Below are 21,008 nucleotides of genomic sequence, written 5' to 3' on the forward strand. Positions count from 1 at the left end.
AAAAAAATTATTAGGTATTTTCTGAAAATGTATTGACTTGATAATGATTATCATTATAATTAGGAATTGTAGTAAATGAGATTGAATCTCATTATTAATACATATACAGAGAAGGGGATAGGAAAATGAAAAAACAACTATTAACATTAGGATTACTTTTAATCCTTGCACTGATTACGATTGTAGGTTGTTCAAATGGAGAGAACCAAACAGAAGAGGCACCAATAGCAGAAGAGCAAACAAATGAAGTGGCAACAAATGAAGAAACAGCAGTAGAACCTGAAGGGGATGCAGTTGTTAATCTTTATACAAGCAGACACTATGATGTTGATGCTGAATTATATAAAATGTTTGAAGAAGAAACTGGAATTAAAGTAAATGTTGTAGAAGGAAAAGGCGATGAGTTAATGGAGCGTCTTGACCGTGAAGGTGAAAATACAGAAGCTGATGTATTTATTACTGCTGATGCTGGTAACTTACACCGTCTAAAAGAAAGAGATTTATTACAAGAAGTAAATAGTGATGTATTAGCTACAAATATTCCTGATAAATTCCGTGATGATGATAATCACTGGTTTGGTTTAACAAAAAGAGCACGTGTTATCGTTTATGCAAAAGACCGAGTTGACCCATCAGAACTTTCAACATATGAAGCGTTAACGGAACCACAATGGGAGGGAAGAGTATTAATTCGTGCTTCTGAAAATATTTACAACCAATCATTATTAGGTTCATTTATTGAACTAAATGGTGAAGAGGCTGCTAAAGAATGGGCAGCTGGTATTGTTAATAACATGGCTCAAGACCCACAAGGTGGCGACACTGACCAAATTATAGCAGTTGTTGCTGGTACAGGTGACGTTGCTATTTCAAATACGTACTATGTAGGTAGATTATTAAATTCTGAAAATCCAGAAGAAGTAAAAGTGGCTGAACAAGTTGGAGTATTCTTCCCGAACCAAGACACTAATGGTACACATGTTAATATTAGTGGAGCTGCTGTAACAAAACACGCAACTAACGTTGAAAATGCAATTAAATTTATCGAATTCTTATCTAGCAATGATTCTCAAAAAGTATTTGCTGAAGGAAACAATGAGTATCCAGTAAATCCAGATGTTGAACAATCTGAAACATTAAAATCTTGGGGAGAGTTTAAAGAGCAAGATATTGATTTAACAATTCTTGGTGTAAACAATGCAAGATCTATCCAAATCTTTAATGAAGTTGGCTGGAAATAAATTTTTAGTAAAATGAACCGTATCACTTCTGTGATACGGTTACATTATTTTCATGGTAAGATATTGTTTCCATATAGAATACTTTTCTGTATACTTTAACTTAGTTTGATCCCTTGTATCCTACTAAACTCTTATAATCCATAAGGAAGTGTCACCTATGAGATTAATTGAACAGACAAAACAACATATAAATCTGTGGGCGATCCTAAGTTTTTTCTTCGTATTTATTATTCTATTGCCGAATCTATTAATTGTTGTTCAGTTTTTCACAGAACCGAATGAGAACTGGGCACATATAAAAGAATATTTATTGCAAAATTATATTTATAACACGGTAGTCCTTATTACTTTTACTGGTATAGCAACAACAATAATTGGTACAAGTTTAGCGTGGTTTATTACGATATATAAATTTCCCTTACGTAATTTCTTAAAGTGGGGTTTAATCTTACCCTTAGCCATACCGCCATTTATTGGAGCATATACGTATCATGGCATGTTAAATTATACAGGTATTATTCAATCGACTTTAAGAAACAGTTTTGATATAACTGTAAACCAACGGTATTTTGATATTATGAATATGCAAGGTGCGGTCTTTATTTTTACAATCTTCCTGTTCCCGTATGTCTATACAATTATGAAAAGCTTTTTAGAAAACCAATCAGCTACCGCATTGGAGAATGCTTCTTTATTAGGTAGTAATACATTTAGTATTTTTTACCGAGTCATTTTACCAATATCAAGACCAGCGATAGTTGGTGGTGTTAGTTTAGTTATATTAGAAGTATTAAATGATTATGGTGTTGTTCGATTCTACGGAATTCAAACATTTAGTACGGCTATTTTTCAAACGTGGTTTGGCATGGGCGACCTCGATTCAGCGCTGAAGCTTGCTGGAATCCTTATGTCGATTGTAATTATAATACTAGTGTTAGAAAAGCTAATTCGTGGACGAAGAAAGTTTAATAATTCTACATCAACGGTTAGTCGTATCAAACCAAAACAATTAAAAGGTATAAAAGCATGGTTGGTTTTCGCGTATTGTTTTGGGATATTTTCTGTAGCATTTTTAATTCCGTTTTTACAACTTCTTCATTGGGTCTTTATGACGTATGAAAAGATTGCTAGTCCTGAGTTTCTCACCTTGATTTGGAATTCCGTATTTGTAGCAACGATTGCGGCTACTTTTATTGTTGTCATTGCACTTATTGTTGCCAATTATACAAGACTACATGTAAATATAGTAACAAAGCTATTTTCAAAGATTACAACACTAGGGTATTCTGTTCCAGGGGCTGTCATTGCAATTGCGATCATTACAGTTTTTCTCGCGTTAGATAGATACATGATTTCAATTACTGCCTATTTTGGTTCTAATCCAACTGTGGCATTAAGTACGACTCTAGTCATGCTAGTATCAGCATATATTATTCGTTTTTTAGCGGTTGGATTTAACTCCATTGAGGCCGGTTTTGAGAAGGTAGGAACTAGTTATACAGAAGCGTCAAGGTCCTTAGGGATGTCAACGTACAAAACCTTTTTAAGAGTCGATATCCCTTTAATAAAAGGTGCAATCTTCGGAGGCTTTATCTTAGTATTTGTTGATATCTTAAAAGAATTGCCTTTAACCTTTATTCTACAACCTTTTAACTTCAATACACTAGCGACCAGAGCCTTTCGCTATGCCAATGACGAAATGGTAAACGAAGCTGCACTTGCTTCTATATTAATAATCCTGATTAGTGCCGTATGTATCTTTTTCTTCCATAAAGTACTTGACCGTAGTTCAAATTAAAGTTAATCAAAGCTATCTGTTTATGGGCAGGTAGCTTTTTTGTTACAACAATGACACAAAAAAAGGGAAAATAATATTGACATCGATAATCATTATCAATTAAACTATACGTAAGTGAAAGCTATTATCAATTGGAGGTTAGTATATGTCAGCTCTTCTTGTTGTCGGTGCAGATCATTTAGGGAAAATTCCAAGTAAATTAGCCAGTGTTGGATTTGAAGAAGTAATACATATAAGTGGGAGAAAAGTACAACAAGTTAAAAAGGAAATTCCGAGTCATGTAGATTTAGTGTTAATTCTAACCGATTATATAAATCACAATCTAACTTCTGTTTTAAAAAAGAAAGCTACTGACCAGGGGATTCCAATCTGTTATGCAAAACGGTCATGGTGTTCGATTTATCAGGCCATTGATAGCTGCGATTTTGAACACTGTAAGCAAAGTGAATCTTGTCGTTACTTTAAACAATAAGCAAATAGTTAAGGAAGTGAAAAAATCATGTCATTGGTGAACATGATTTTTTTAATTGCATATAATGGGGGAGGATGCCCAGTAGAAATTTTAGTGGTAAGGTCCTATTTTTGTATAACGTCTAGACAATTCATGAATATCGTGTAAAATAAAAGTTGTGCAAAGGAAACAAATTTAGTTTAATAAAAGATATGTGGTGAGATAAAATTTTTTACATTACTTGTTGCCTGTACACAACATTTTTTGCGGCGGAAAACTAAATAAACACATAAAGATACTTTTAAGGAGGGGAAGAAATGAAAAAAAATATTTTTTCATCAATTTTGTTTTCAATGTTATTTTTACTAGCTGCCTGCGGAGGGAACAATGGTACAGAAGATGGGGAAAAAGAAGGCTTAACGATTACAACTAGTTTTTCTATTTTAGGTGAAATTATTGAAAATGTAATTGGTGACAGGGGAACGGTTGAATATATCGTACCAATTGGTGAGGAACCACATGAGTATGAGCCAGTTCCAAGTGATTTTCAAAAAGTAAGTGATTCAGATGTGTTCTATATGGCTGGTCTTAATTTAGAAGAGTGGTTAGAGAAGCTGGTCGAGAATACAGGAGATGTTCCTGTTGTTGCAGCGAATGAGGGAATTATACCAGTAATGTTAGATGGTGGAGAAGAAGAAGATCCTCACGCCTGGATGAGTGTAGTAAATGTTATAACATACGTAGAAAATATAGTTGAAGATTTGGTAGCTCGTGACCCGGATGGAGAAAGTGTGTATCGTGAAAATGCTGAAGCATATATTTCACAACTTACAGAACTTGATGAGTGGATTCAAGCTGAGGTAGCAGATATACCACAAGAAAACCGCGTCATTGTTCTAAGTGAAGATGCATTTAAGTACTTTGGTGAAAGATACGGCTTCCAAACAGAAGGTGTATGGGAAATTAATTCACATGAAGAAGGAACTCCAGGTCAGATTGCACGAGTGATTGATTTAGTCAAAGAGCAGAATGTCCCAGCGCTCTTTGTTGAAACGACAGTCGACAGCCGTTATATGAAGCGTATTTCTGAAAACACAGGTGTTGACATTGCTGGAGAAGTTTATACCGATGCAATTGGTCAAGAGGGAAGCGGAGCAGAGTCATATATTGATATGATGCGCCACAATGTTAATACATTTGTTGAAGGATTGAAATAAACCTGTAGTTAAACAACAAACCCCAAAAGGAAAACCTTTTGGGGTTTGTTGTTTGCTCACTATCGTCATCTGAAAAATAGCCCTACTAGGACGAGGATGATGATACCTGCCCATAAAGCTTTTTTGAGATTTTGATTCATTCCCTTTTTACGCCAACGATTCGGATTGAAAGAGATTTCACCGGGATCATGCACAGGTTGCCTCATGTAATAAGGTCTTGCGTTTGCTAAGAATATTGGAGCAAAGGCGGCACCTGCAATTAATCCAAAAAGATGTGCGAAAATATTAATGTTAGTGTTTACAAAAGTCATAACAAGACCAATAATTAAAATGGTCATTACAATTTGAGAGTTTGCTTGATCAATTAAATCTTTTCTATAGAGCGACATATATAAGTACAAACCGAATAATCCAAATATGGCCCCAGATGCACCTAAGTGAGCTGGATAATTTAATCCGCCAATAAAGTATGTGGCAATATTCGCAATGACTCCACATAATACATAGACAAGAAGGAAACGTACTTTTCCGAGCATTCTTTCTAAAGCCGGACCAAACAATACGAGAGAAAAGGAATTAAAAAGGACATGCCCTACTCCAATATGCATAAAAATTGGGGTGAGGAGGCGCCAGTACTCTCCATAATACACGGACAAATTAAAGCCAATCCCTTGTGTGCGTATCCATGTTCCACCTGGGAAAAAGTTCATCCATAAAAATAAAATAAGATGAATCGCGACAATGACAGTAATTACAGGGTAATTTTTCCTAAACGTATAAAAAGTTTCATTACGGATAAACATGAGGACCCACCTTTATGTTTGTCATCTTTTTATTTTACCATGAAAATGCTCTTCACTGGTATGTTTATGACTGTGGTTAAAATTTATGATGTAGGGGAGTGACCGATGTGATACTCGGAATCGGTGTAGATATCGTAGAGTTAAAAAGGATAGAAACAGTAGCAAACAGAAATGAAAAATTTTATAAAAGAATTTTAACCAAGTCGGAGCAAGAGAAGTATGTATTGCTATCGCCTAAACGAAAAATAGAATTTTTAGCGGGCCGTTTTGCGGCAAAAGAAGCATTTGTGAAAGCGGTCGGTACAGGAATTTCAAAACGTTATGGATGGCAGGACATTCAAATTATCGCTGAAGTAAGTGGAAAGCCAAAGGTGGTTTCAGACCTTGTGGAACGGGTGCATTTATCGATATCTCATAGTAAGGAATATGCAGTTGCACAAGTAATTATTGAAAGCCTGTCAAGCTAGTCTGCATATTGTGTGAGTTTGTCTCATATAGTGTTAGTGCGGTAGGAAGGAGCGAGATTGTGAGTAGTGCTTTTGAGTGTAGCAAAGCTAGAAGTATAAAGCGGACAGACGTAAAGGAGTAGAGTGAATCGACTTTATTTTGAAGATTGAGCAAGTCCTATTGAGGACAGAGAACTCGTAGTTTTTGTCATCATTGATTAACATCATCTTCTGTTCTGAGTCATCGCAGAATAGGAACCGGTTCTTGGTCTCTATAGAACAGCCAAATCTTACATTTCCTAAAGGACACTTTCTCTTTTTAACAGGCGCAAGACTAGAAGAAAATAAAAGTACTTGCCATTTGTCCTCTTTTTTACTTCATTGTTTTCAACTGCTTTAAAAGCCGACTACATAGCAAATCCAAGTTCCTTTCTCGTGAAATGAGACAAAGGGGTGAATATAAGTGAGAAAAAATGTATGGACAATCGCTGTCGGTATCATTCTCACGTTGGTTCTATTAGCAGGCTGCGGAGAAAAAACGCAAGAGGACATCATTGAGGATTTAGAAGGAAAGTTAAGTGAAATGACGGGGTATAAGGCTAATGCAACAATGACCCTACAAACAGGTAAGGAACCTCAGCAATATGAAGTAGAAATTTGGCATAACGCTGAAAATTTTTATCGTGTTGCTTTGCACAATGAAAGCAAAGATCAGCACCAAATCATTTTAAGAAACGATGACGGAGTATTTGTATTAACACCAGCATTAAACAAGAGTTTCCGCTTCCAAAGTGACTGGCCGAAAAACAATAGTCAGGTTTACTTGTATGAGTCGCTTGTATCCGATATTTTAATGGATCCTGACCGTACGTTTAGTGCAAGTGAAGACCATTATGTTTTCCAAACGAAAACAAATTATCAAAATAAGAACCTAAACAGTCAGGAAATTACGTTGCATAAAAAAGATTTATCGCCGGCCTCCATTAAAATTATGAATGCAGATTTTGAAGTGTTAGTAGAAGTTATGTTCACTTCATTTGAAATGAATGCTAGCTTTGGTGAAGGCGACTTTGACATGGATCGAAATATGACAGCTGCTGACTTGGCTGAAATTCCAGTACTGGCTGAAGGTGAAGAAGTTATCGCCCAACCAATGACAGTTCTTTATCCAATGTACACACCTCAAGGTTCTGATCTAGCGGGATCGCAGACGGTAAATACCGATGAGGGAGAAAAGGTCGTACTATCCTATACGGGAGACCAAAACTTCACTATTATCCAACAGCAAAGCCGAGTTGTTCCTGCAAGTACGCCAATGAATATCAGTAACGGCGAACCTGTTGATTTAGGCTTTACCGTGGGTGTCATGACGGATGAATCCATCATGTGGTCTTATGAAGGTGTTGACTTTATTCTTGCCTCCCAAGACTTAAATTCAGAAGAAATGATGGCCATTGCTCGTTCCGTTTACGGTACATTAGAAAAATAAGTCATTTTAGGTGTAGGCTCAGTTTTTGAGCCTACACCTTTCAAATAAAAGCCGGCTTTGGAGGCCACTGAAAAATACAAACCAACTTTTTCAATGCCTTTGACTATGGTTGCAATGGCGCCACCAGTTGCCCGCCTGCTACGAGAAATCCACTCGTAGCAGGCTTTAAAGAAATGCAACAGTTACGCACATTGCTTAGAGGGCACTGTAAAAGTTAAAAACCGAATTTTTTCAGTGCCTCTGGATTTGCCGTTTTTCTTATTATTAATTCCATTGACATCGCCTTCCTGAATGATGATAATCAGTACATGGATATTGAGCAGGAAGGGTGACCTACGCTTGCAGAGAATGGACAACTTTCATCGCGATACATGGGTTGAAGTGAATCTGGATTGTATTGAGAATAATGTAAAAAGAATCAAAGCAAGGTTTAGGCAAGAAATGAGTGTAATGGCCATTGTAAAAGCCGATGCCTATGGACATGGAGCTGTTGAAGTTGCGAAGACGGCACTAGCTGCTGGAGCAGTCTATTTAGGAGTTGCTATATTAGATGAAGCAATTCAACTCCGAAAGGCTGGAATACATGCACCGATTTTAGTATTAGGCTATATTCGGCCCGAAGAACTATCAATTGCTGCAGCTTATGACATCACTATTACCGTAATGAGCAAATCGTGGGTTGAACGAGCTTTACTAAGCTATCATGACTCCAAAGTGGTTAACGTTCATATAAAATTTGATACCGGTATGGGGAGAATTGGTATAACTTCTAAGAAAGAAGGACATTCTGTAATTGATTTGATTAATAATAGTACCAATTTGAAAATCGAGGGAATTTTTACTCACTTTGCAACTGCTGATGAGTTAGATCTTACCTATTTTGAAATGCAAAGTCGTCGATTTACAGAGATTGTTGAGAATCTTAAAGAAATCGGTGTAGAGCCAACGTATATTCATTGTGGAAATAGTGCCACTGGTATTCGTTTTCCTGAGCGGTCCTTTAATATGTTTCGTCTCGGGATTTCGATGTATGGACTTACGCCATCAATTGATATAAAGGACCAACTTCCCGTTCCACTAGAGGAAGCGATTTCTTTGCGAAGTCGCGTCATTCAAGTGAAAAAGGTGCCGCCTGGGGAAGGGATTAGTTATGGAGCAACATATGTGACTAAAGATTGGGAATGGATCGGGACAATTCCAATAGGATATGCTGATGGCTGGTATCGGTATCATTCTACGCACGGGGGATATGTCCTAGTTGATGGGCAAATAGCGCCTTTTGTAGGCAGAATTTGTATGGACCAATGCATGATACGCCTCCCTTATCAAGTTGAAGAAGGTCAAGAAGTAACATTAATAGGACAACAAGGAAAACAGTCTATTACTGTGGATGATGTCGCACAAAGGTTAGGGACAATAAATTATGAAATTCCTTGTATGTTAGGACAACGGATACCGAGAGTATTCATAAGAAATAACGAGATTGTCTCTATAAAAAATAAGATTTATTAGGGATATCTGTCTTTGCAATTCTTGGCTTATAGTGCTATTATTAATTTTGGAAGATAATATGGTCGTTAGTCGTATGTTGGGGGTGTTTGTTTGTGTCTAATCAAAGCACAAAACGAATCATGGTAAATTTACCACAACACATTTTAAATGAGGTGGACGGTGTTATTAAACAAGAGAATGTGAACCGTAGTGAATTTATTTATCAAGCAACGAAAATGTATCTTAATGAACGGAAGAAACGAAAAATTCGGGAAACGATGCAGCAAGGTTATATGGAGATGGCCAAGATTAACTTAAATATTGCATCGGAAGCTTTTCTTGCTGAGGAGGAAGCTGAGCATACCCTAGACCGCTTAGTTAGTGGGGTGTAGCATTTGATAGTTAAACGTGGCGATGTATACTTTGCCGACCTTTCTCCTGTTGTAGGTTCAGAGCAAGGTGGCGTCAGACCTGTCCTTATCATACAAAACGATATAGGGAATCGGTTTAGCCCTACCGTCATCGTCGCAGCTATTACTGCTCAGATTCAGAAAGCGAAGCTGCCGACTCACGTGGAAATTAATGCAAAACGGTATGGATTTGACCGAGATTCAGTGATTTTATTGGAACAAATAAGGACCATCGATAAGCAGCGTCTAACCGATAAGATTACCCATTTGGATGATGATATGATGAGTCGGGTAAATGAAGCATTACAAATTAGCTTAGGTTTAATTGACTTTTAATAGTAAACATAAAAGGTTGCGCCTGATGGATGAGGAGCAACTTTTTTGTATATTTAGGAGTCTTTTCTGTTGTTAGAGTAATATCATATACAGTATGCATCATACGGATGTTTTGCAACATGTCTAATAAATTTATAAAATGGGTTAATAGAGTTTTCGGAGGTGGGGAAGAAAGTGCAACCGTTTATTGTTGATTTTATTATTAAAAATAAAGAAGAATTAATTAGCCGCTGGTTAAAAGAAATTGAAAAAGTAAGTGATGAAACTTATAACAAGGCGGTCTCTAATGACACGATTGAATATACAAACAAAGAGTTTGGGTATCTGATTTTAGATACATTAGAGCTTAGTATACCCGAAGCGAATGAGAGACTAAGCCAATATACGGATAGATTAATCCGTGCGGGTTGGCAGTTGTCATACTTTACTCAAGGTCTTCAAGCATTTCGACGAGTGATTTTTGAATTGCTATCAGACTATGAAAAGGATGTAAAAAAATTAGTAGAATTATTTTATAAAACAGAAGCTTGGATTGATGGTATTATTAATCAATTAGTTAATGATTATACTGGGTCTTGGGAGAATACTTTTGAACTTCAAAAAATGTCGTTGCTTGAACTTTCAGCTCCGTTAATACCAGTCTTTGAAAATATTAGTGTGATGCCCTTAGTAGGTACAATTGATACGACGAGAGCGAAGTTAATTATGGAAAACCTCCTAGATGGAGTGCGAAAACATCGTTCACAAGTTGTGCTAATTGATATTACAGGCGTTCCTGTTGTAGATACAATGGTAGCTCACCATATCATTCAAGCTGCGGAGGCAATTCGTTTAGTAGGTGCTAACTGCATTCTTGTTGGCATTCGCCCTGAAATTGCTCAAACGATCGTTAATTTAGGAATTGATTTAAGCAACTTTCCAACAAAGAGTACGTTACGTAAAGGGATTGAATCTGCGCTAGAGCATACCAAAAAGCAAATTATTGATCTATAGAAGGGAGGCTCAGTCATGAGAATACCGATTTTAAAATTACATCATTATCTATTGGTCAGCGTTCAAATTGAATTAGATGACCAAACCGCACTACGCTTTCAAGAGGACTTATTAAATAAAATTCATACAGAAGGTTCAATGGGGGTTGTCATTGACTTAACCTCGGTTGAAATGATCGATTCATTTATTGCCAAGGTTCTTGGCGATGTAGTAGATATGTCAAATTTAATGGGTGCAAAGGTTGTATTAACGGGAATTCAGCCAGCCGTAGCCATCACGCTAATCGATATGGGCATAACGTTAAAGAATGTTCCGACTGCACTAGATCTAGAACAAGGTTTGGAGAAATTGCAACAGGAACTGGAGGGATGAACCAATGACAATCCATTCCTCTGTTGAGGTCAAAAGCGAATGGGAAATTGTTGCAGCAAGGCAAGCAGGAAGAACGCTCGCTAAAGAAATTGGTTTTGGAAGTGTAGACCAAGCACGAATAACAACAGCAATTTCAGAATTAGCTAGAAATATATACTTATATGCAAAAGAAGGAACAATTACATTGGAATTGGTCCAAGGTAATGAGAAGCAATTGCTAAAAAAGGGATTAAAGATAATTGCAACAGACGATGGACCTGGCATTTCAGATATTCATAAAGTAATGGAGGATGGCTTCACGACTTCAGGAGGACTAGGAGCTGGACTACCTGGAGTAAAAAGACTAATGGATGAGTTTTTTATAAATTCTTCTCCTGGAAAAGGAACAATGATTACCGCGATAAAATGGCTCCGATAAAAGGAGGTATGATAGGTGTTTCAAGTAAAAGAATCGGATCTCACCATACAAAACAAATATAAAGAACTCCTAGCTTTCTATCTACAAAATCAAAATGAAGCAGGATTATACCAAGCTCAACAATATAGTAAGGTACTGTTGGATAATAAAACTTCACCTGAAGACTTGGTAAGCCTGCATTATTCCGTACTAGAAGAAGTATTTCCTGATATCCCAGAGCAAGTGAAAAACTCTTTTGAGTTTTTGCTAGAGGTTATGATTGGGTATGGTCTTGCCTACCGCGAGCACCAGATTCTCCGTAATCGACAAAGAGAGTTAGAACTTCAAATTGATGTAGCGGCTAATATGCAGCAAACGTTATTGCCTAAGGAAATTCCAGTTCTAGATACTTTAGATATAGGGATTATTAGTATCCCAGCGAGTAAAATGAGCGGAGATTATTATTATTGTGTCAAGGATGACAATGGATGCATTGGGCTAGCTATTGCAGATATTATTGGAAAAGGTGTACCCGCAGCTTTATGTATGTCTATGATTAAGTATGCGATTGATAGCTTGCCTGAACAGAGAATGCAGCCAGGAGCGCTATTAGAAAATTTAAATCGAGTTGTTGCCAACAATGTAGATGAAAGCATGTTTATAACAATGATGTATGGCTCATATGATTCAAGAAATCATGAATTTTATTATTCAGGAGCGGGTCATGAACCGGGCTTTTATTATCATTATGACAGCGATGAATTTGAAGAATTGTATGCCAAAGGTCTCGTTCTTGGTGTTTCTCGAAAAGCGACGTTTAGAGAATATAAAAGAGTGGTAAATAAAGGTGACTTCATGGTGTTGCTTTCAGATGGAGTTACAGAAACAAAAGTAGATGACCGTTTTCTTGAACGAGAAGAAATAACAACTATAATTAGACAATTTATTAATCTTCCTGCACAAGAAATGGTCGAAAACATATACCGAGAGTTAGCGCAAATTCAAGGGTTTACATTAAAGGATGATTTTACCATAATGATTTTACGTAGAAAGGTTTAATTTTGGACGAACGGTGGTATGTAAAATATATATGGAAAGTAGGGGGGCTCTTTCGTGAATTTAGAAATTAACCAGGCGACGACTGACGAAAAAGTAATAGTTATGTTATCTGGAGAAGTTGATGCATATACTGCGCCAAAACTTAGAGAAGTGTTGATTCCGTTAACAGAGCAAAGCGGTAATCAAGTTGTTATAAATTTAGCGAATGTTTCTTATATAGATAGTACAGGACTAGGAATATTTATCGGAGCTTTAAAGTCCTCGCATACTCATCAAAGCAAAATAAGCCTTCAAGGATTAACAAGTCGTGTTGAAAGGTTGTTTAGAATCACGGGATTAGACGAAGTGATTGACATCGAAGATAAAAGGGAGGAAGCAAAATGATAGACCGAGCTGACCTCATAGAAATGAAAGTGCCTGCAAAACCAGAATACGTAGGTGTTATTCGGTTAACTGTTTCAGGAATAGCAAATCGAATTGGCTACTCTTACGATGAAATTGAGGATATTAAGATTGCCGTTGCTGAAGCGTGTACCAATGTAGTCGATCATGCTTATGAAGAAGAAGGGCTAATACGAGTTTCATTTCACGTGTATGAGGACCGATTGGAAGTTGTCGTGGCAGACCAGGGACAAAGTTTTGATGTTGAAGAAATCCGTTCAACAATGGGACCTGTCAGTGCTGATGCTAAAGTAACAGAATTAAAAGAAGGGGGGCTTGGCCTCTTTCTGATAAGTACGTTAATGGATAAAGTGGAGATAAGCGAAGAACAAGGAGTAATCTTAATTATGACGAAGTTTCTTCAAAGAGATGGGGTGGAACGATATGTCGACGAAACCTCAGCAACAACACAAGAGCGATGATGAAATATTTGAATGGATTCTTGAGTATCAAACAAATAAAAATGAAGAAGTCCAAACAAAACTGGTCACGCATTATGACGCCCTAGTCCGGTCATTATCTAAGAAATTCGCGAAGGGTAAAGACCATGAGGATGATTTGTATCAAGTCGGTATGGTAGGGTTGTTAGCTGCGTTAAATCGATTTGACTCTGATGTTGGTAGGAGTTTTGAGTCGTTTGCAGTGCCTACGATTATTGGTGAAATAAAAAGGTTTATTAGGGATAAAACGTGGAGTGTTCACGTGCCAAGAAGAATTAAAGAATTAGGGCCAAAAATTCGTAAAGCAGTGGAACAACTAACAACAGACCACCAACGTTCACCAAAAGTAGAAGAGATTGCTGAGTACTTGCAAGTTTCCATGGAGGAAGTTCTTGAAGCTATGGAAATGGGTCAAAGCTACCAAGCGTTATCTGTCGATCGTTCATTAGAGGCAGACCAAGAAGGTGGAGAGGTAACGTTATTGGATCTAGTTGGAGCAAACGAAGAAGGATTTGAACGAACCGACCAACAAATCTTAATTGAAAAAGCATTCTCTGTTTTAAATGAAAGGGAAAGACAAATATTACTGTACACGTACTATGATAATTTAAGTCAAAAAGAAACAGGCGATAAATTAGGGATATCTCAAATGCATGTGTCAAGGCTACAAAGAAGAGCACTCGAGAAACTCAGACAATCGATACGAATCGAACCTTCGGAGTGTTTGTAATGGTTGAGTTTACAAAGTTTGATTCTGTAAAAGTAGCGATATATCAAAAAGCAAAGCAAGGTAATGACCTTTGCGGAGATTCCTATGTTATTATTGAAACGGACCGTTATTTTTTATGTGCTATAGCAGATGGTTTAGGTAGTGGAGAAGGTGCCCATTGCGCGTCAGTTGAAGCAATTACCATTATAAAGGAAAATCATGATGCTCCTGTCGAAGTATTAATGAGCAAATGTAATGAAGCTCAACTGTCTAGGCGTGGAATTGTAATGACAATTGTTAAAATTGATTATGAACAACAGAGAATTCATTATAGTAATGTAGGGAACATAGGGTTCGTTTTCTATTTGCCAAGTGGTAAAGTGGTTAGACCGATACCACAGAGAGGTTTTTTATCTGGCAGAAAGGTCATGATAAAAGAAGAAAGTTTCCCATATGAGTCAGGAAGCACTTTTATTTTGTATTCTGATGGACTTCATTCATCGAATATTAAGCCACTAAACCTAACCACTCTTCATTCTCCGGATGATGCTACAGAATTTATTAGAAAAAACATAAAAAATAAAGAAGATGACTTAACGGTTTTAATTGCGCAAATTAGATAAACGTAAAGAGCGTGTGACGGCAAATCGCCCTCCATACGCTCTTTTATTATGGCAGATAAATAGCTATAATGGTGGAAGTAGTTCGATAGGAAAAGGAGAGGGAACATGACGACAATAATCAAAGATGATTCGGTAGTCCAACAAATTTCAAATGAATTGTCACTTTCGGTAAAGACAATTAACAGTGTGATACAGTTAGTGGAAGAAGGCAATACGGTTCCATTTATTGCGAGGTATCGAAAAGAATTCACAGGTGGCATTGATGAGGTTCAAATACGAACGATTATTGAAAAATGGCAATATGCTCTCAACTTAAAAAGTCGAAAAGAAGAAGTGATTCGATTAATTGATGAACAAGGAAAGTTAACAGATGAGTTAAAGTTTTCGATTGAAAAATCAACTAAGCTTCAAGAAGTAGAGGATTTATATCGTCCTTATAAACAGAAAAGAAGAACTAAGGCAACAGTAGCAAAAGAAAAAGGATTAGAACCACTTGCAAGCTGGTTATTCTCGCTTCCTAAAGAAGGGGACGTTGAAAAAGAAGCGCAAACATATTTGTCTGAGGAGAAGGAAGTTCATACAGTGGAAGAAGCTCTTCAAGGCGCTAAAGATATTATTGCGGAATGGGTATCAGATGATGCAACTATGCGAAAAGAAATACGGGAAATGACAAAACGTGATGGCAAAATTTCTACAAAAGTAAAAAAACAAGAAGAAGATGAAAAAGGCATATTTGAGATGTACTATGATTACGAAGAGCCACTAAAACGAATTGTCCCTCACCGAATTCTTGCCATGAACCGTGGAGAAAAAGAGGATATTATAAGAGTGTCACTCTCTTTTCCGGTCGACCGTATTATTACGCTGCTTCAACGAAGTTTTATGAAGCGTCATAGTTCGCCAGCTGCAATCTATGTCCAAGAGGCTATTGAAGATGGATATAAGCGTTTAATAGAGCCTTCAATCGAGCGAGAAATACGTAATGAGTTATCTGCAAAGGCAGAAGAGCAAGCGATACATATTTTTTCGGAGAACTTAAAAAACTTATTACTTCAACCACCGATTAAAGGACAAGTTGTATTAGGGCTTGACCCGGCATATCGTACAGGATGTAAGTTAGCGATTGTAGATGATACAGGAAAAGTGCAAGATATTCGTGTCATTTATCCAACGCCACCTCGAAACGAAGTCGAAAAAAGTAAACAAGTGGTCACGGAGTTAATTAAGAAATTTGGTGTTACCGTCGTAGCTATTGGAAATGGTACGGCCTCAAGAGAATCTGAACAGTTTGTAGCTGATCTGATACAAGAGAATAACTTGCCGTGTTCTTACCTTATCGTAAATGAAGCTGGAGCCAGTGTATACTCTGCTTCTGATTTAGGAAGAGAAGAATTTCCTGAGTTGCAAGTCGAAGAAAGAAGTGCGGTTTCAATAGCCCGAAGATTACAAGATCCACTAGCAGAGCTTGTAAAAATAGATCCTAAATCAGTTGGAGTTGGCCAATATCAACATGACGTATCACAAAAACATTTAGCAGAATCTCTTACTTTTGTCGTTGAGACGGTCGTAAACCGAGTAGGGGTCAATGTAAACACAGCTTCTCCTTCTTTGCTTCAATATGTAGCGGGCTTATCAAAGTCTGTAGCTAATAATATTATCAAAAAAAGAGACGAAGAAGGGAAATTCTCCGACCGTAGTCAACTGAAAAAAATACCGAGACTAGGTGCTAAAACATTTGAGCAATGTATCGGATTTTTACGAATTCAGGATGGTAAAAACCCGTTAGATCGCACGGGGATTCATCCAGAAAGTTATAATGAAACAAAGCGTCTCCTCGAAAAAGTAGGTGCGAAATTATCTGATATTGGTAGTGAACAATTACAAGAACAGTTAACTCAACTATCTGTTCACGAGTTGGCCTCTGACTTAGAGATTGGTGTACCGACCTTACAGGATATAATAGATGCGTTAATTCGACCTGGTCGTGACCCAAGGGATGATGTGCCTAAACCACTCTTAAAAAAAGGAGTGCTGAAACTAGAAGATTTAAGTGCAGGTATGGAATTACAAGGGACTGTAAGAAATGTTGTTGATTTTGGTGCGTTTGTCGATATCGGTGTTAAACAAGATGGGCTTGTTCATATCTCGAAGCTAACGAATCGATTTGTGAAAAATCCGTTAGATGTTGTTGCTGTAGGAGATGTAGTAACAGTTTGGGTCGACAGCATAGACCAGAAAAAACAACGTGTCGCTCTGACAATGATTAAACCAGAACAGCAAAATAGAGAATAAACGAGAAAACCTGCGAAATCATTCTTCGCAGGTTTTCTTATAATCTGAAGGGTCTTGTGTTCTTCTGTAATAGAACCAACACTGATTTAAAAGTAAGACTTGTTTATGATCCTTCTTATGGTAGGCTTGTTTTAGTTGTTTTTGTAGCCAGTAAGGCATGGGGTACCCATCTCCTTAATGTGTGTGTTACTATCCTATTATATGAGTGTAGGATTGTCTATGTTGAGTGTTTTTTCATTTTTAGTAAACTTAAAACAACGAGGTACAAATAATGAACCAACAACAATTACAACAATTAGTGGAATCCCTATCAATGACCTATTTCAATCGTCCGTTTGTCCATGAAGCCCGGTTCAACAAACGTCTGCGTACAACAGGTGGTCGTTATCTCTTGCAATCGCACGATATAGAGATTAACCCACTGCAATATGAAGTGCATGGGGAAGATGAATTAATCGGTATTATTAAACATGAGCTTTGTCATTATCATCTCCATATTCAAAAGAGAGGATATAAACACCAAGACCAGGATTTTAAGCAGCTATTGCAAAAGGTTGGAGGGAGTCGCTACTGTCAAATGCTGCCCAACGTTAAAAATAAAAGCAGTATTGTCCATACGTATCGCTGCATGAGTTGTGATTTATTATACCGACGAAAACGGAAAGTAGATACGAAAAAGTATGTATGCGGAAAGTGTAATGGAAAATTAATGAAAGTTACAGATTGACTTGATCTCTATTTTCTCCTGTGTTATATTATAGAAGTCGCTTTTGAGACATACACTCATTACGCTTACGAAAAAAATTAAAAAGTGGTTGACTTTTCAATATGATTTTTGTAAAATCATATAAGTCGAAACAAGTTATTCCACAGTAGCTCAGTTGGTAGAGCAATCGGCTGTTAACCGATCGGTCGCAGGTTCGAGTCCTGCCTGTGGAGCCAAACTGGAGAAGTACTCAAGTGGCTGAAGAGGTGCCCCTGCTAAGGGTATAGGTCGTGTAAGCGGCGCGAGGGTTCAAATCCCTCCTTCTCCGCCAGTTCTTACTTAATAATATGTGGCCCGTTGGTCAAGCGGTTAAGACACCGCCCTTTCACGGCGGTAACACGGGTTCGAATCCCGTACGGGTCACCAATATATTTTCCGAAACAAAAACTTCATAATACTACGGAGGATTAGCTCAGCTGGGAGAGCACCTGCCTTACAAGCAGGGGGTCGGCGGTTCGATCCCGTCATCCTCCACCATTATTACAGAAATGTGGTCCCGTGGTGTAGCGGTTAACATGCCTGCCTGTCACGCAGGAGATCGCCGGTTCGATCCCGGTCGGGACCGCCATTTTTTTGTCTTTATTTTGCGGGTGTGGCGGAATTGGCAGACGCGCTAGACTTAGGATCTAGTGTCTTATGACGTGGGGGTTCGACTCCCTTCACCCGCACCACTTTATTATTAGTCAGGTGCACATATTATATGTAATTGCATAAAGATAAATTGTGATAGTGCGGTCGTGGCGGAATGGCAGACGCGCTAGCTTGAGGGGCTAGTGGGAGTACTCCCGTGGAGGTTCGAGTCCTCTCGACCGCACCATGTTTACTTCATGAGTTTGCGCCATTGCGAAACATGCGACGAGGAAGCTAACGTCGAAGCAATTGTATAAGACGCAGGAGCACTTACTTCATGAGTTTGCGCATCACAAAGGCTAAAAACAAACAATTCTTGCGCCCGTAGCTCAATTGGATAGAGCGTTTGACTACGGATCAAAAGGTTAGGGGTTCGACTCCTCTCGGGCGCGCCATTTTAATTCAATATACTGTCGGGAAGTGGCTCAGCTTGGTAGAGCACCTGGTTTGGGACCAGGGGGTCGCAGGTTCAAATCCTGTCTTCCCGACCATTTATTTGCGGGTGTAGTTTACTGGTAAAACCTCAGCCTTCCAAGCTGATGTAGTGGGTTCGATTCCCATCACCCGCTCCAATTATTTAGGGGCCTATAGCTCAGCTGGTTAGAGCGCACGCCTGATAAGCGTGAGGTCGATGGTTCGAGTCCATTTAGGCCCACCATAAAATAAAATGTTGACATGTTATTTTATGTGTGGTATAGTTATAAAGTTGCTTCAAGGACAAGCTTTCTTGAAGACAACATAGCTCTTTGAAAACTGAACAGAACAAAGCCAAGCGAAAGAGATACATGATATCTCGTCAATTGCCAGTAATGGTAAACAAGTTGCGAAAGCAACACTTTTAAGAGCTTAATCAACTCACTTTTATGGAGAGTTTGATCCTGGCTCAGGACGAACGCTGGCGGCGTGCCTAATACATGCAAGTCGAGCGGACTGTTTAAAAGCTTGCTTTTAAACAGTTAGCGGCGGACGGGTGAGTAACACGTGGGCAACCTGCCCTGTAGACTGGGATAACACCGAGAAATCGGTGCTAATACCGGATAACTTTGAGGTCACATGACCTCAAATTAAAAGATGGCTCCGGCTATCACTACAGGATGGGCCCGCGGCGCATTAGCTAGTTGGTAGGGTAACGGCCTACCAAGGCGACGATGCGTAGCCGACCTGAGAGGGTGATCGGCCACACTGGGACTGAGACACGGCCCAGACTCCTACGGGAGGCAGCAGTAGGGAATCTTCCGCAATGGACGAAAGTCTGACGGAGCAACGCCGCGTGAACGATGAAGGCCTTCGGGTCGTAAAGTTCTGTTGTTAGGGAAGAACAAGTGCCGTTCGAATAGGTCGGCACCTTGACGGTACCTAACCAGAAAGCCACGGCTAACTACGTGCCAGCAGCCGCGGTAATACGTAGGTGGCAAGCGTTGTCCGGAATTATTGGGCGTAAAGCGCGCGCAGGCGGTCTTTTAAGTCTGATGTGAAAGCCCACGGCTCAACCGTGGAGGGTCATTGGAAACTGGGAGACTTGAGTGCAGAAGAGGAGAGTGGAATTCCACGTGTAGCGGTGAAATGCGTAGATATGTGGAGGAACACCAGTGGCGAAGGCGACTCTCTGGTCTGTAACTGACGCTGAGGCGCGAAAGCGTGGGGAGCAAACAGGATTAGATACCCTGGTAGTCCACGCCGTAAACGATGAGTGCTAGGTGTTAGGGGTTTCGATGCCCTTAGTGCCGAAGTTAACACAGTAAGCACTCCGCCTGGGGAGTACGGCCGCAAGGCTGAAACTCAAAGGAATTGACGGGGGCCCGCACAAGCAGTGGAGCATGTGGTTTAATTCGAAGCAACGCGAAGAACCTTACCAGGTCTTGACATCCTTTGACCACCCTAGAGATAGGGCTTTCCCCTTCGGGGGACAAAGTGACAGGTGGTGCATGGTTGTCGTCAGCTCGTGTCGTGAGATGTTGGGTTAAGTCCCGCAACGAGCGCAACCCTTGATCTTAGTTGCCAGCATTCAGTTGGGCACTCTAAGGTGACTGCCGGTGACAAACCGGAGGAAGGTGGGGATGACGTCAAATCATCATGCCCCTTATGACCTGGGCTACACACGTGCTACAATGGATGGTACAAAGGGCTGCAAAACCGCGAGGTTGAGCGAATCCCATAAAACCATTCTCAGTTCGGATTGTAGGCTGCAACTCGCCTACATGAAGCCGGAATTGCTAGTAATCGCGGATCAGCATGCCGCGGTGAATACGTTCCCGGGCCTTGTACACACCGCCCGTCACACCACGAGAGTTTGTAACACCCGAAGTCGGTGAGGTAACCTTTTAGGAGCCAGCCGCCTAAGGTGGGACAGATGATTGGGGTGAAGTCGTAACAAGGTAGCCGTATCGGAAGGTGCGGCTGGATCACCTCCTTTCTATGGAGTAATACTCTAGTCGAAGTTCAAACCTTGTGTTTGAACTATAGCTTGCGCTTTGTTCGTTCAGTTTTGAGGGAGTTATCTCTCAAGTAAGAATATGCAGTGATGCCTTGTGCTCCTGCGCGCTCCTTGCGTCGCTTTCTCGTCGCAAAGCTGCACGTAGTAGTTTCAAGTAGCTTATCAAGAAG

General features: G+C 39.2%; 21 protein-coding genes, 11 tRNA genes and 1 rRNA gene. 31 read left to right on the forward strand and 2 right to left on the reverse strand.

The features are described 5' to 3' along the window. Window positions 1-125 precede the first annotated feature (125 nt). From BK585_RS00845 to BK585_RS00860, 4 genes are all read left to right on the forward strand, one after another. A complete protein-coding gene (locus tag BK585_RS00845) occupies window positions 126-1,241 on the forward strand; it encodes a Fe(3+) ABC transporter substrate-binding protein (RefSeq protein ID WP_078551269.1) in 1,116 nt (371 codons plus the stop codon). A gap of 157 nt (window positions 1,242-1,398) precedes the next feature. Then, window positions 1,399-3,039, forward strand: a complete 1,641-nt coding sequence (locus BK585_RS00850; protein WP_078551270.1) for an ABC transporter permease — start codon at window positions 1,399-1,401, stop codon at window positions 3,037-3,039. 145 nt (window positions 3,040-3,184) lie between these two features. Continuing rightward, window positions 3,185-3,511 (forward strand): DUF2325 domain-containing protein, encoded by a 327-nt coding sequence (locus tag BK585_RS00855; protein WP_078551271.1) that lies wholly within the window; start codon window positions 3,185-3,187, stop codon window positions 3,509-3,511. 296 nt (window positions 3,512-3,807) lie between these two features. Then, window positions 3,808-4,707 carry a metal ABC transporter substrate-binding protein gene (locus tag BK585_RS00860; RefSeq protein ID WP_078551272.1) on the forward strand — a complete coding sequence of 300 codons (900 nt, stop codon included), beginning with the start codon at window positions 3,808-3,810 and terminating at the stop codon, window positions 4,705-4,707. A gap of 65 nt (window positions 4,708-4,772) precedes the next feature. On the opposite strand, the gene BK585_RS00865 is transcribed toward BK585_RS00860, so the two are convergent. Further along, a complete protein-coding gene (locus BK585_RS00865) occupies window positions 4,773-5,510 on the reverse strand; it encodes a rhomboid family intramembrane serine protease (RefSeq protein WP_078551273.1) in 738 nt (245 codons plus the stop codon). A 107-nt stretch (window positions 5,511-5,617) separates the two neighbouring features. On the opposite strand from BK585_RS00865, the gene acpS reads away from it, so the two are divergent. From acpS to BK585_RS00935, 14 genes are all read left to right on the forward strand, one after another. After that, the gene (gene acpS, locus BK585_RS00870) at window positions 5,618-5,977 is read left to right on the forward strand and encodes a holo-ACP synthase (RefSeq protein WP_078551274.1); all 360 of its coding nucleotides are present in this window, start codon (window positions 5,618-5,620) and stop codon (window positions 5,975-5,977) included. A 442-nt stretch (window positions 5,978-6,419) separates the two neighbouring features. Then, window positions 6,420-7,445, forward strand: coding sequence for a LolA family protein (locus tag BK585_RS00875; RefSeq protein ID WP_078551275.1), 1,026 nt, complete (start codon window positions 6,420-6,422; stop codon window positions 7,443-7,445). A 348-nt stretch (window positions 7,446-7,793) separates the two neighbouring features. Next, window positions 7,794-8,957, forward strand: a complete 1,164-nt coding sequence (gene alr / locus BK585_RS00880) for an alanine racemase (RefSeq protein ID WP_078551276.1) — start codon at window positions 7,794-7,796, stop codon at window positions 8,955-8,957. 119 nt (window positions 8,958-9,076) lie between these two features. After that, entirely contained in the window at window positions 9,077-9,328 is a 252-nt protein-coding gene (locus tag BK585_RS00885; RefSeq protein WP_170885691.1) for a CopG family ribbon-helix-helix protein, read from the forward strand. 3 nt (window positions 9,329-9,331) lie between these two features. After that, a complete protein-coding gene (locus BK585_RS00890; RefSeq protein ID WP_078551278.1) occupies window positions 9,332-9,682 on the forward strand; it encodes a type II toxin-antitoxin system PemK/MazF family toxin in 351 nt (116 codons plus the stop codon). A 174-nt stretch (window positions 9,683-9,856) separates the two neighbouring features. Beyond that, window positions 9,857-10,675, forward strand: coding sequence for an RsbT co-antagonist protein RsbRA (locus tag BK585_RS00895; protein WP_078551279.1), 819 nt, complete (start codon window positions 9,857-9,859; stop codon window positions 10,673-10,675). A 15-nt stretch (window positions 10,676-10,690) separates the two neighbouring features. Next, entirely contained in the window at window positions 10,691-11,047 is a 357-nt protein-coding gene (locus BK585_RS00900) for an STAS domain-containing protein (protein ID WP_078551280.1), read from the forward strand. 4 nt (window positions 11,048-11,051) lie between these two features. Beyond that, a complete protein-coding gene (locus BK585_RS00905; RefSeq protein WP_078551281.1) occupies window positions 11,052-11,465 on the forward strand; it encodes an anti-sigma regulatory factor in 414 nt (137 codons plus the stop codon). A gap of 15 nt (window positions 11,466-11,480) precedes the next feature. Continuing rightward, window positions 11,481-12,503, forward strand: a complete 1,023-nt coding sequence (locus BK585_RS00910) for a PP2C family protein-serine/threonine phosphatase (protein ID WP_078551282.1) — start codon at window positions 11,481-11,483, stop codon at window positions 12,501-12,503. Between the two features lie 54 nt (window positions 12,504-12,557). Beyond that, on the forward strand, window positions 12,558-12,887 hold the full coding sequence (locus BK585_RS00915) for an STAS domain-containing protein (RefSeq protein ID WP_078551283.1): 330 nt from the start codon (window positions 12,558-12,560) through the stop codon (window positions 12,885-12,887). Beyond that, entirely contained in the window at window positions 12,884-13,366 is a 483-nt protein-coding gene (rsbW, locus tag BK585_RS00920) for an anti-sigma B factor RsbW (RefSeq protein ID WP_078551284.1), read from the forward strand. The genes BK585_RS00915 and rsbW overlap by 4 nt, the downstream gene beginning before the upstream one ends. Further along, on the forward strand, window positions 13,329-14,114 hold the full coding sequence (sigB, locus tag BK585_RS00925) for an RNA polymerase sigma factor SigB (protein ID WP_078551285.1): 786 nt from the start codon (window positions 13,329-13,331) through the stop codon (window positions 14,112-14,114). Before rsbW ends, sigB begins: the two co-directional genes overlap by 38 nt. After that, window positions 14,114-14,716, forward strand: a complete 603-nt coding sequence (locus BK585_RS00930) for a PP2C family serine/threonine-protein phosphatase (protein WP_078551286.1) — start codon at window positions 14,114-14,116, stop codon at window positions 14,714-14,716. Before sigB ends, BK585_RS00930 begins: the two co-directional genes overlap by 1 nt. Before the next feature lie 105 nt (window positions 14,717-14,821). After that, on the forward strand, window positions 14,822-17,008 hold the full coding sequence (locus tag BK585_RS00935; RefSeq protein ID WP_078551287.1) for a Tex family protein: 2,187 nt from the start codon (window positions 14,822-14,824) through the stop codon (window positions 17,006-17,008). An 18-nt stretch (window positions 17,009-17,026) separates the two neighbouring features. Here BK585_RS00935 and cmpA read toward each other — a convergent pair whose 3' ends face one another. Beyond that, window positions 17,027-17,167, reverse strand: a complete 141-nt coding sequence (gene cmpA / locus BK585_RS23610; RefSeq protein WP_139367473.1) for a cortex morphogenetic protein CmpA — start codon at window positions 17,165-17,167, stop codon at window positions 17,027-17,029. Window positions 17,168-17,279: 112 nt separating this feature from the next. Between cmpA and BK585_RS00940 the strand changes: the two genes are divergently transcribed. From BK585_RS00940 to BK585_RS01000, 13 genes are all read left to right on the forward strand, one after another. Then, entirely contained in the window at window positions 17,280-17,735 is a 456-nt protein-coding gene (locus tag BK585_RS00940; RefSeq protein ID WP_078551288.1) for a SprT family protein, read from the forward strand. Window positions 17,736-17,874: 139 nt separating this feature from the next. After that, a tRNA-Asn gene (locus tag BK585_RS00945) sits at window positions 17,875-17,950 on the forward strand. 4 nt (window positions 17,951-17,954) lie between these two features. Then, window positions 17,955-18,045 (forward strand) — tRNA-Ser (locus tag BK585_RS00950). 20 nt (window positions 18,046-18,065) lie between these two features. After that, a tRNA-Glu gene (locus BK585_RS00955) sits at window positions 18,066-18,140 on the forward strand. Window positions 18,141-18,175: 35 nt separating this feature from the next. Beyond that, a tRNA-Val gene (locus tag BK585_RS00960) sits at window positions 18,176-18,251 on the forward strand. A gap of 15 nt (window positions 18,252-18,266) precedes the next feature. Then, a tRNA-Asp gene (locus BK585_RS00965) sits at window positions 18,267-18,342 on the forward strand. 18 nt (window positions 18,343-18,360) lie between these two features. After that, a tRNA-Leu gene (locus BK585_RS00970) sits at window positions 18,361-18,445 on the forward strand. A 60-nt stretch (window positions 18,446-18,505) separates the two neighbouring features. Beyond that, window positions 18,506-18,591: transfer RNA gene (locus BK585_RS00975), tRNA-Leu, on the forward strand. A gap of 131 nt (window positions 18,592-18,722) precedes the next feature. Further along, window positions 18,723-18,799 (forward strand) — tRNA-Arg (locus BK585_RS00980). A 19-nt stretch (window positions 18,800-18,818) separates the two neighbouring features. Continuing rightward, a tRNA-Pro gene (locus BK585_RS00985) sits at window positions 18,819-18,895 on the forward strand. A 7-nt stretch (window positions 18,896-18,902) separates the two neighbouring features. Beyond that, window positions 18,903-18,976 (forward strand) — tRNA-Gly (locus BK585_RS00990). Window positions 18,977-18,985: 9 nt separating this feature from the next. Further along, window positions 18,986-19,062, forward strand: a tRNA-Ile gene (locus BK585_RS00995). Window positions 19,063-19,264: 202 nt separating this feature from the next. After that, a 16S ribosomal RNA gene (locus BK585_RS01000) occupies window positions 19,265-20,817 on the forward strand. Window positions 20,818-21,008 lie beyond the last annotated feature (191 nt).

Source organism: Bacillus alkalicellulosilyticus, from assembly GCF_002019795.1.
Lineage (GTDB): Bacteria > Bacillota > Bacilli > Bacillales > Bacillaceae_F > Bacillus_AO > Bacillus_AO alkalicellulosilyticum.

Bases quoted from the DNA above. Each gene is read 5' to 3' on its own strand.
- rsbW (WP_078551284.1), top strand. From the start codon at position 12,884: ATGATAGACCGAGCTGACCTCATAGAAATGAAAGTGCCTGCAAAACCA.
- BK585_RS00845 (WP_078551269.1), top strand. From the start codon at position 126: ATGAAAAAACAACTATTAACATTAGGATTACTTTTAATCCTTGCACTG.
- BK585_RS00935 (WP_078551287.1), top strand. From the start codon at position 14,822: ATGACGACAATAATCAAAGATGATTCGGTAGTCCAACAAATTTCAAAT.
- BK585_RS00940 (WP_078551288.1), top strand. From the start codon at position 17,280: ATGAACCAACAACAATTACAACAATTAGTGGAATCCCTATCAATGACC.
- cmpA (WP_139367473.1), bottom strand. From the start codon at position 17,167: ATGCCTTACTGGCTACAAAAACAACTAAAACAAGCCTACCATAAGAAG.
- BK585_RS00900 (WP_078551280.1), top strand. From the start codon at position 10,691: ATGAGAATACCGATTTTAAAATTACATCATTATCTATTGGTCAGCGTT.
- BK585_RS00860 (WP_078551272.1), top strand. From the start codon at position 3,808: ATGAAAAAAAATATTTTTTCATCAATTTTGTTTTCAATGTTATTTTTA.
- sigB (WP_078551285.1), top strand. From the start codon at position 13,329: ATGTCGACGAAACCTCAGCAACAACACAAGAGCGATGATGAAATATTT.
- BK585_RS00865 (WP_078551273.1), bottom strand. From the start codon at position 5,510: ATGTTTATCCGTAATGAAACTTTTTATACGTTTAGGAAAAATTACCCT.
- alr (WP_078551276.1), top strand. From the start codon at position 7,794: ATGGACAACTTTCATCGCGATACATGGGTTGAAGTGAATCTGGATTGT.
- BK585_RS00855 (WP_078551271.1), top strand. From the start codon at position 3,185: ATGTCAGCTCTTCTTGTTGTCGGTGCAGATCATTTAGGGAAAATTCCA.
- BK585_RS00930 (WP_078551286.1), top strand. From the start codon at position 14,114: ATGGTTGAGTTTACAAAGTTTGATTCTGTAAAAGTAGCGATATATCAA.
- BK585_RS00885 (WP_170885691.1), top strand. From the start codon at position 9,077: ATGGTAAATTTACCACAACACATTTTAAATGAGGTGGACGGTGTTATT.
- BK585_RS00850 (WP_078551270.1), top strand. From the start codon at position 1,399: ATGAGATTAATTGAACAGACAAAACAACATATAAATCTGTGGGCGATC.
- BK585_RS00905 (WP_078551281.1), top strand. From the start codon at position 11,052: ATGACAATCCATTCCTCTGTTGAGGTCAAAAGCGAATGGGAAATTGTT.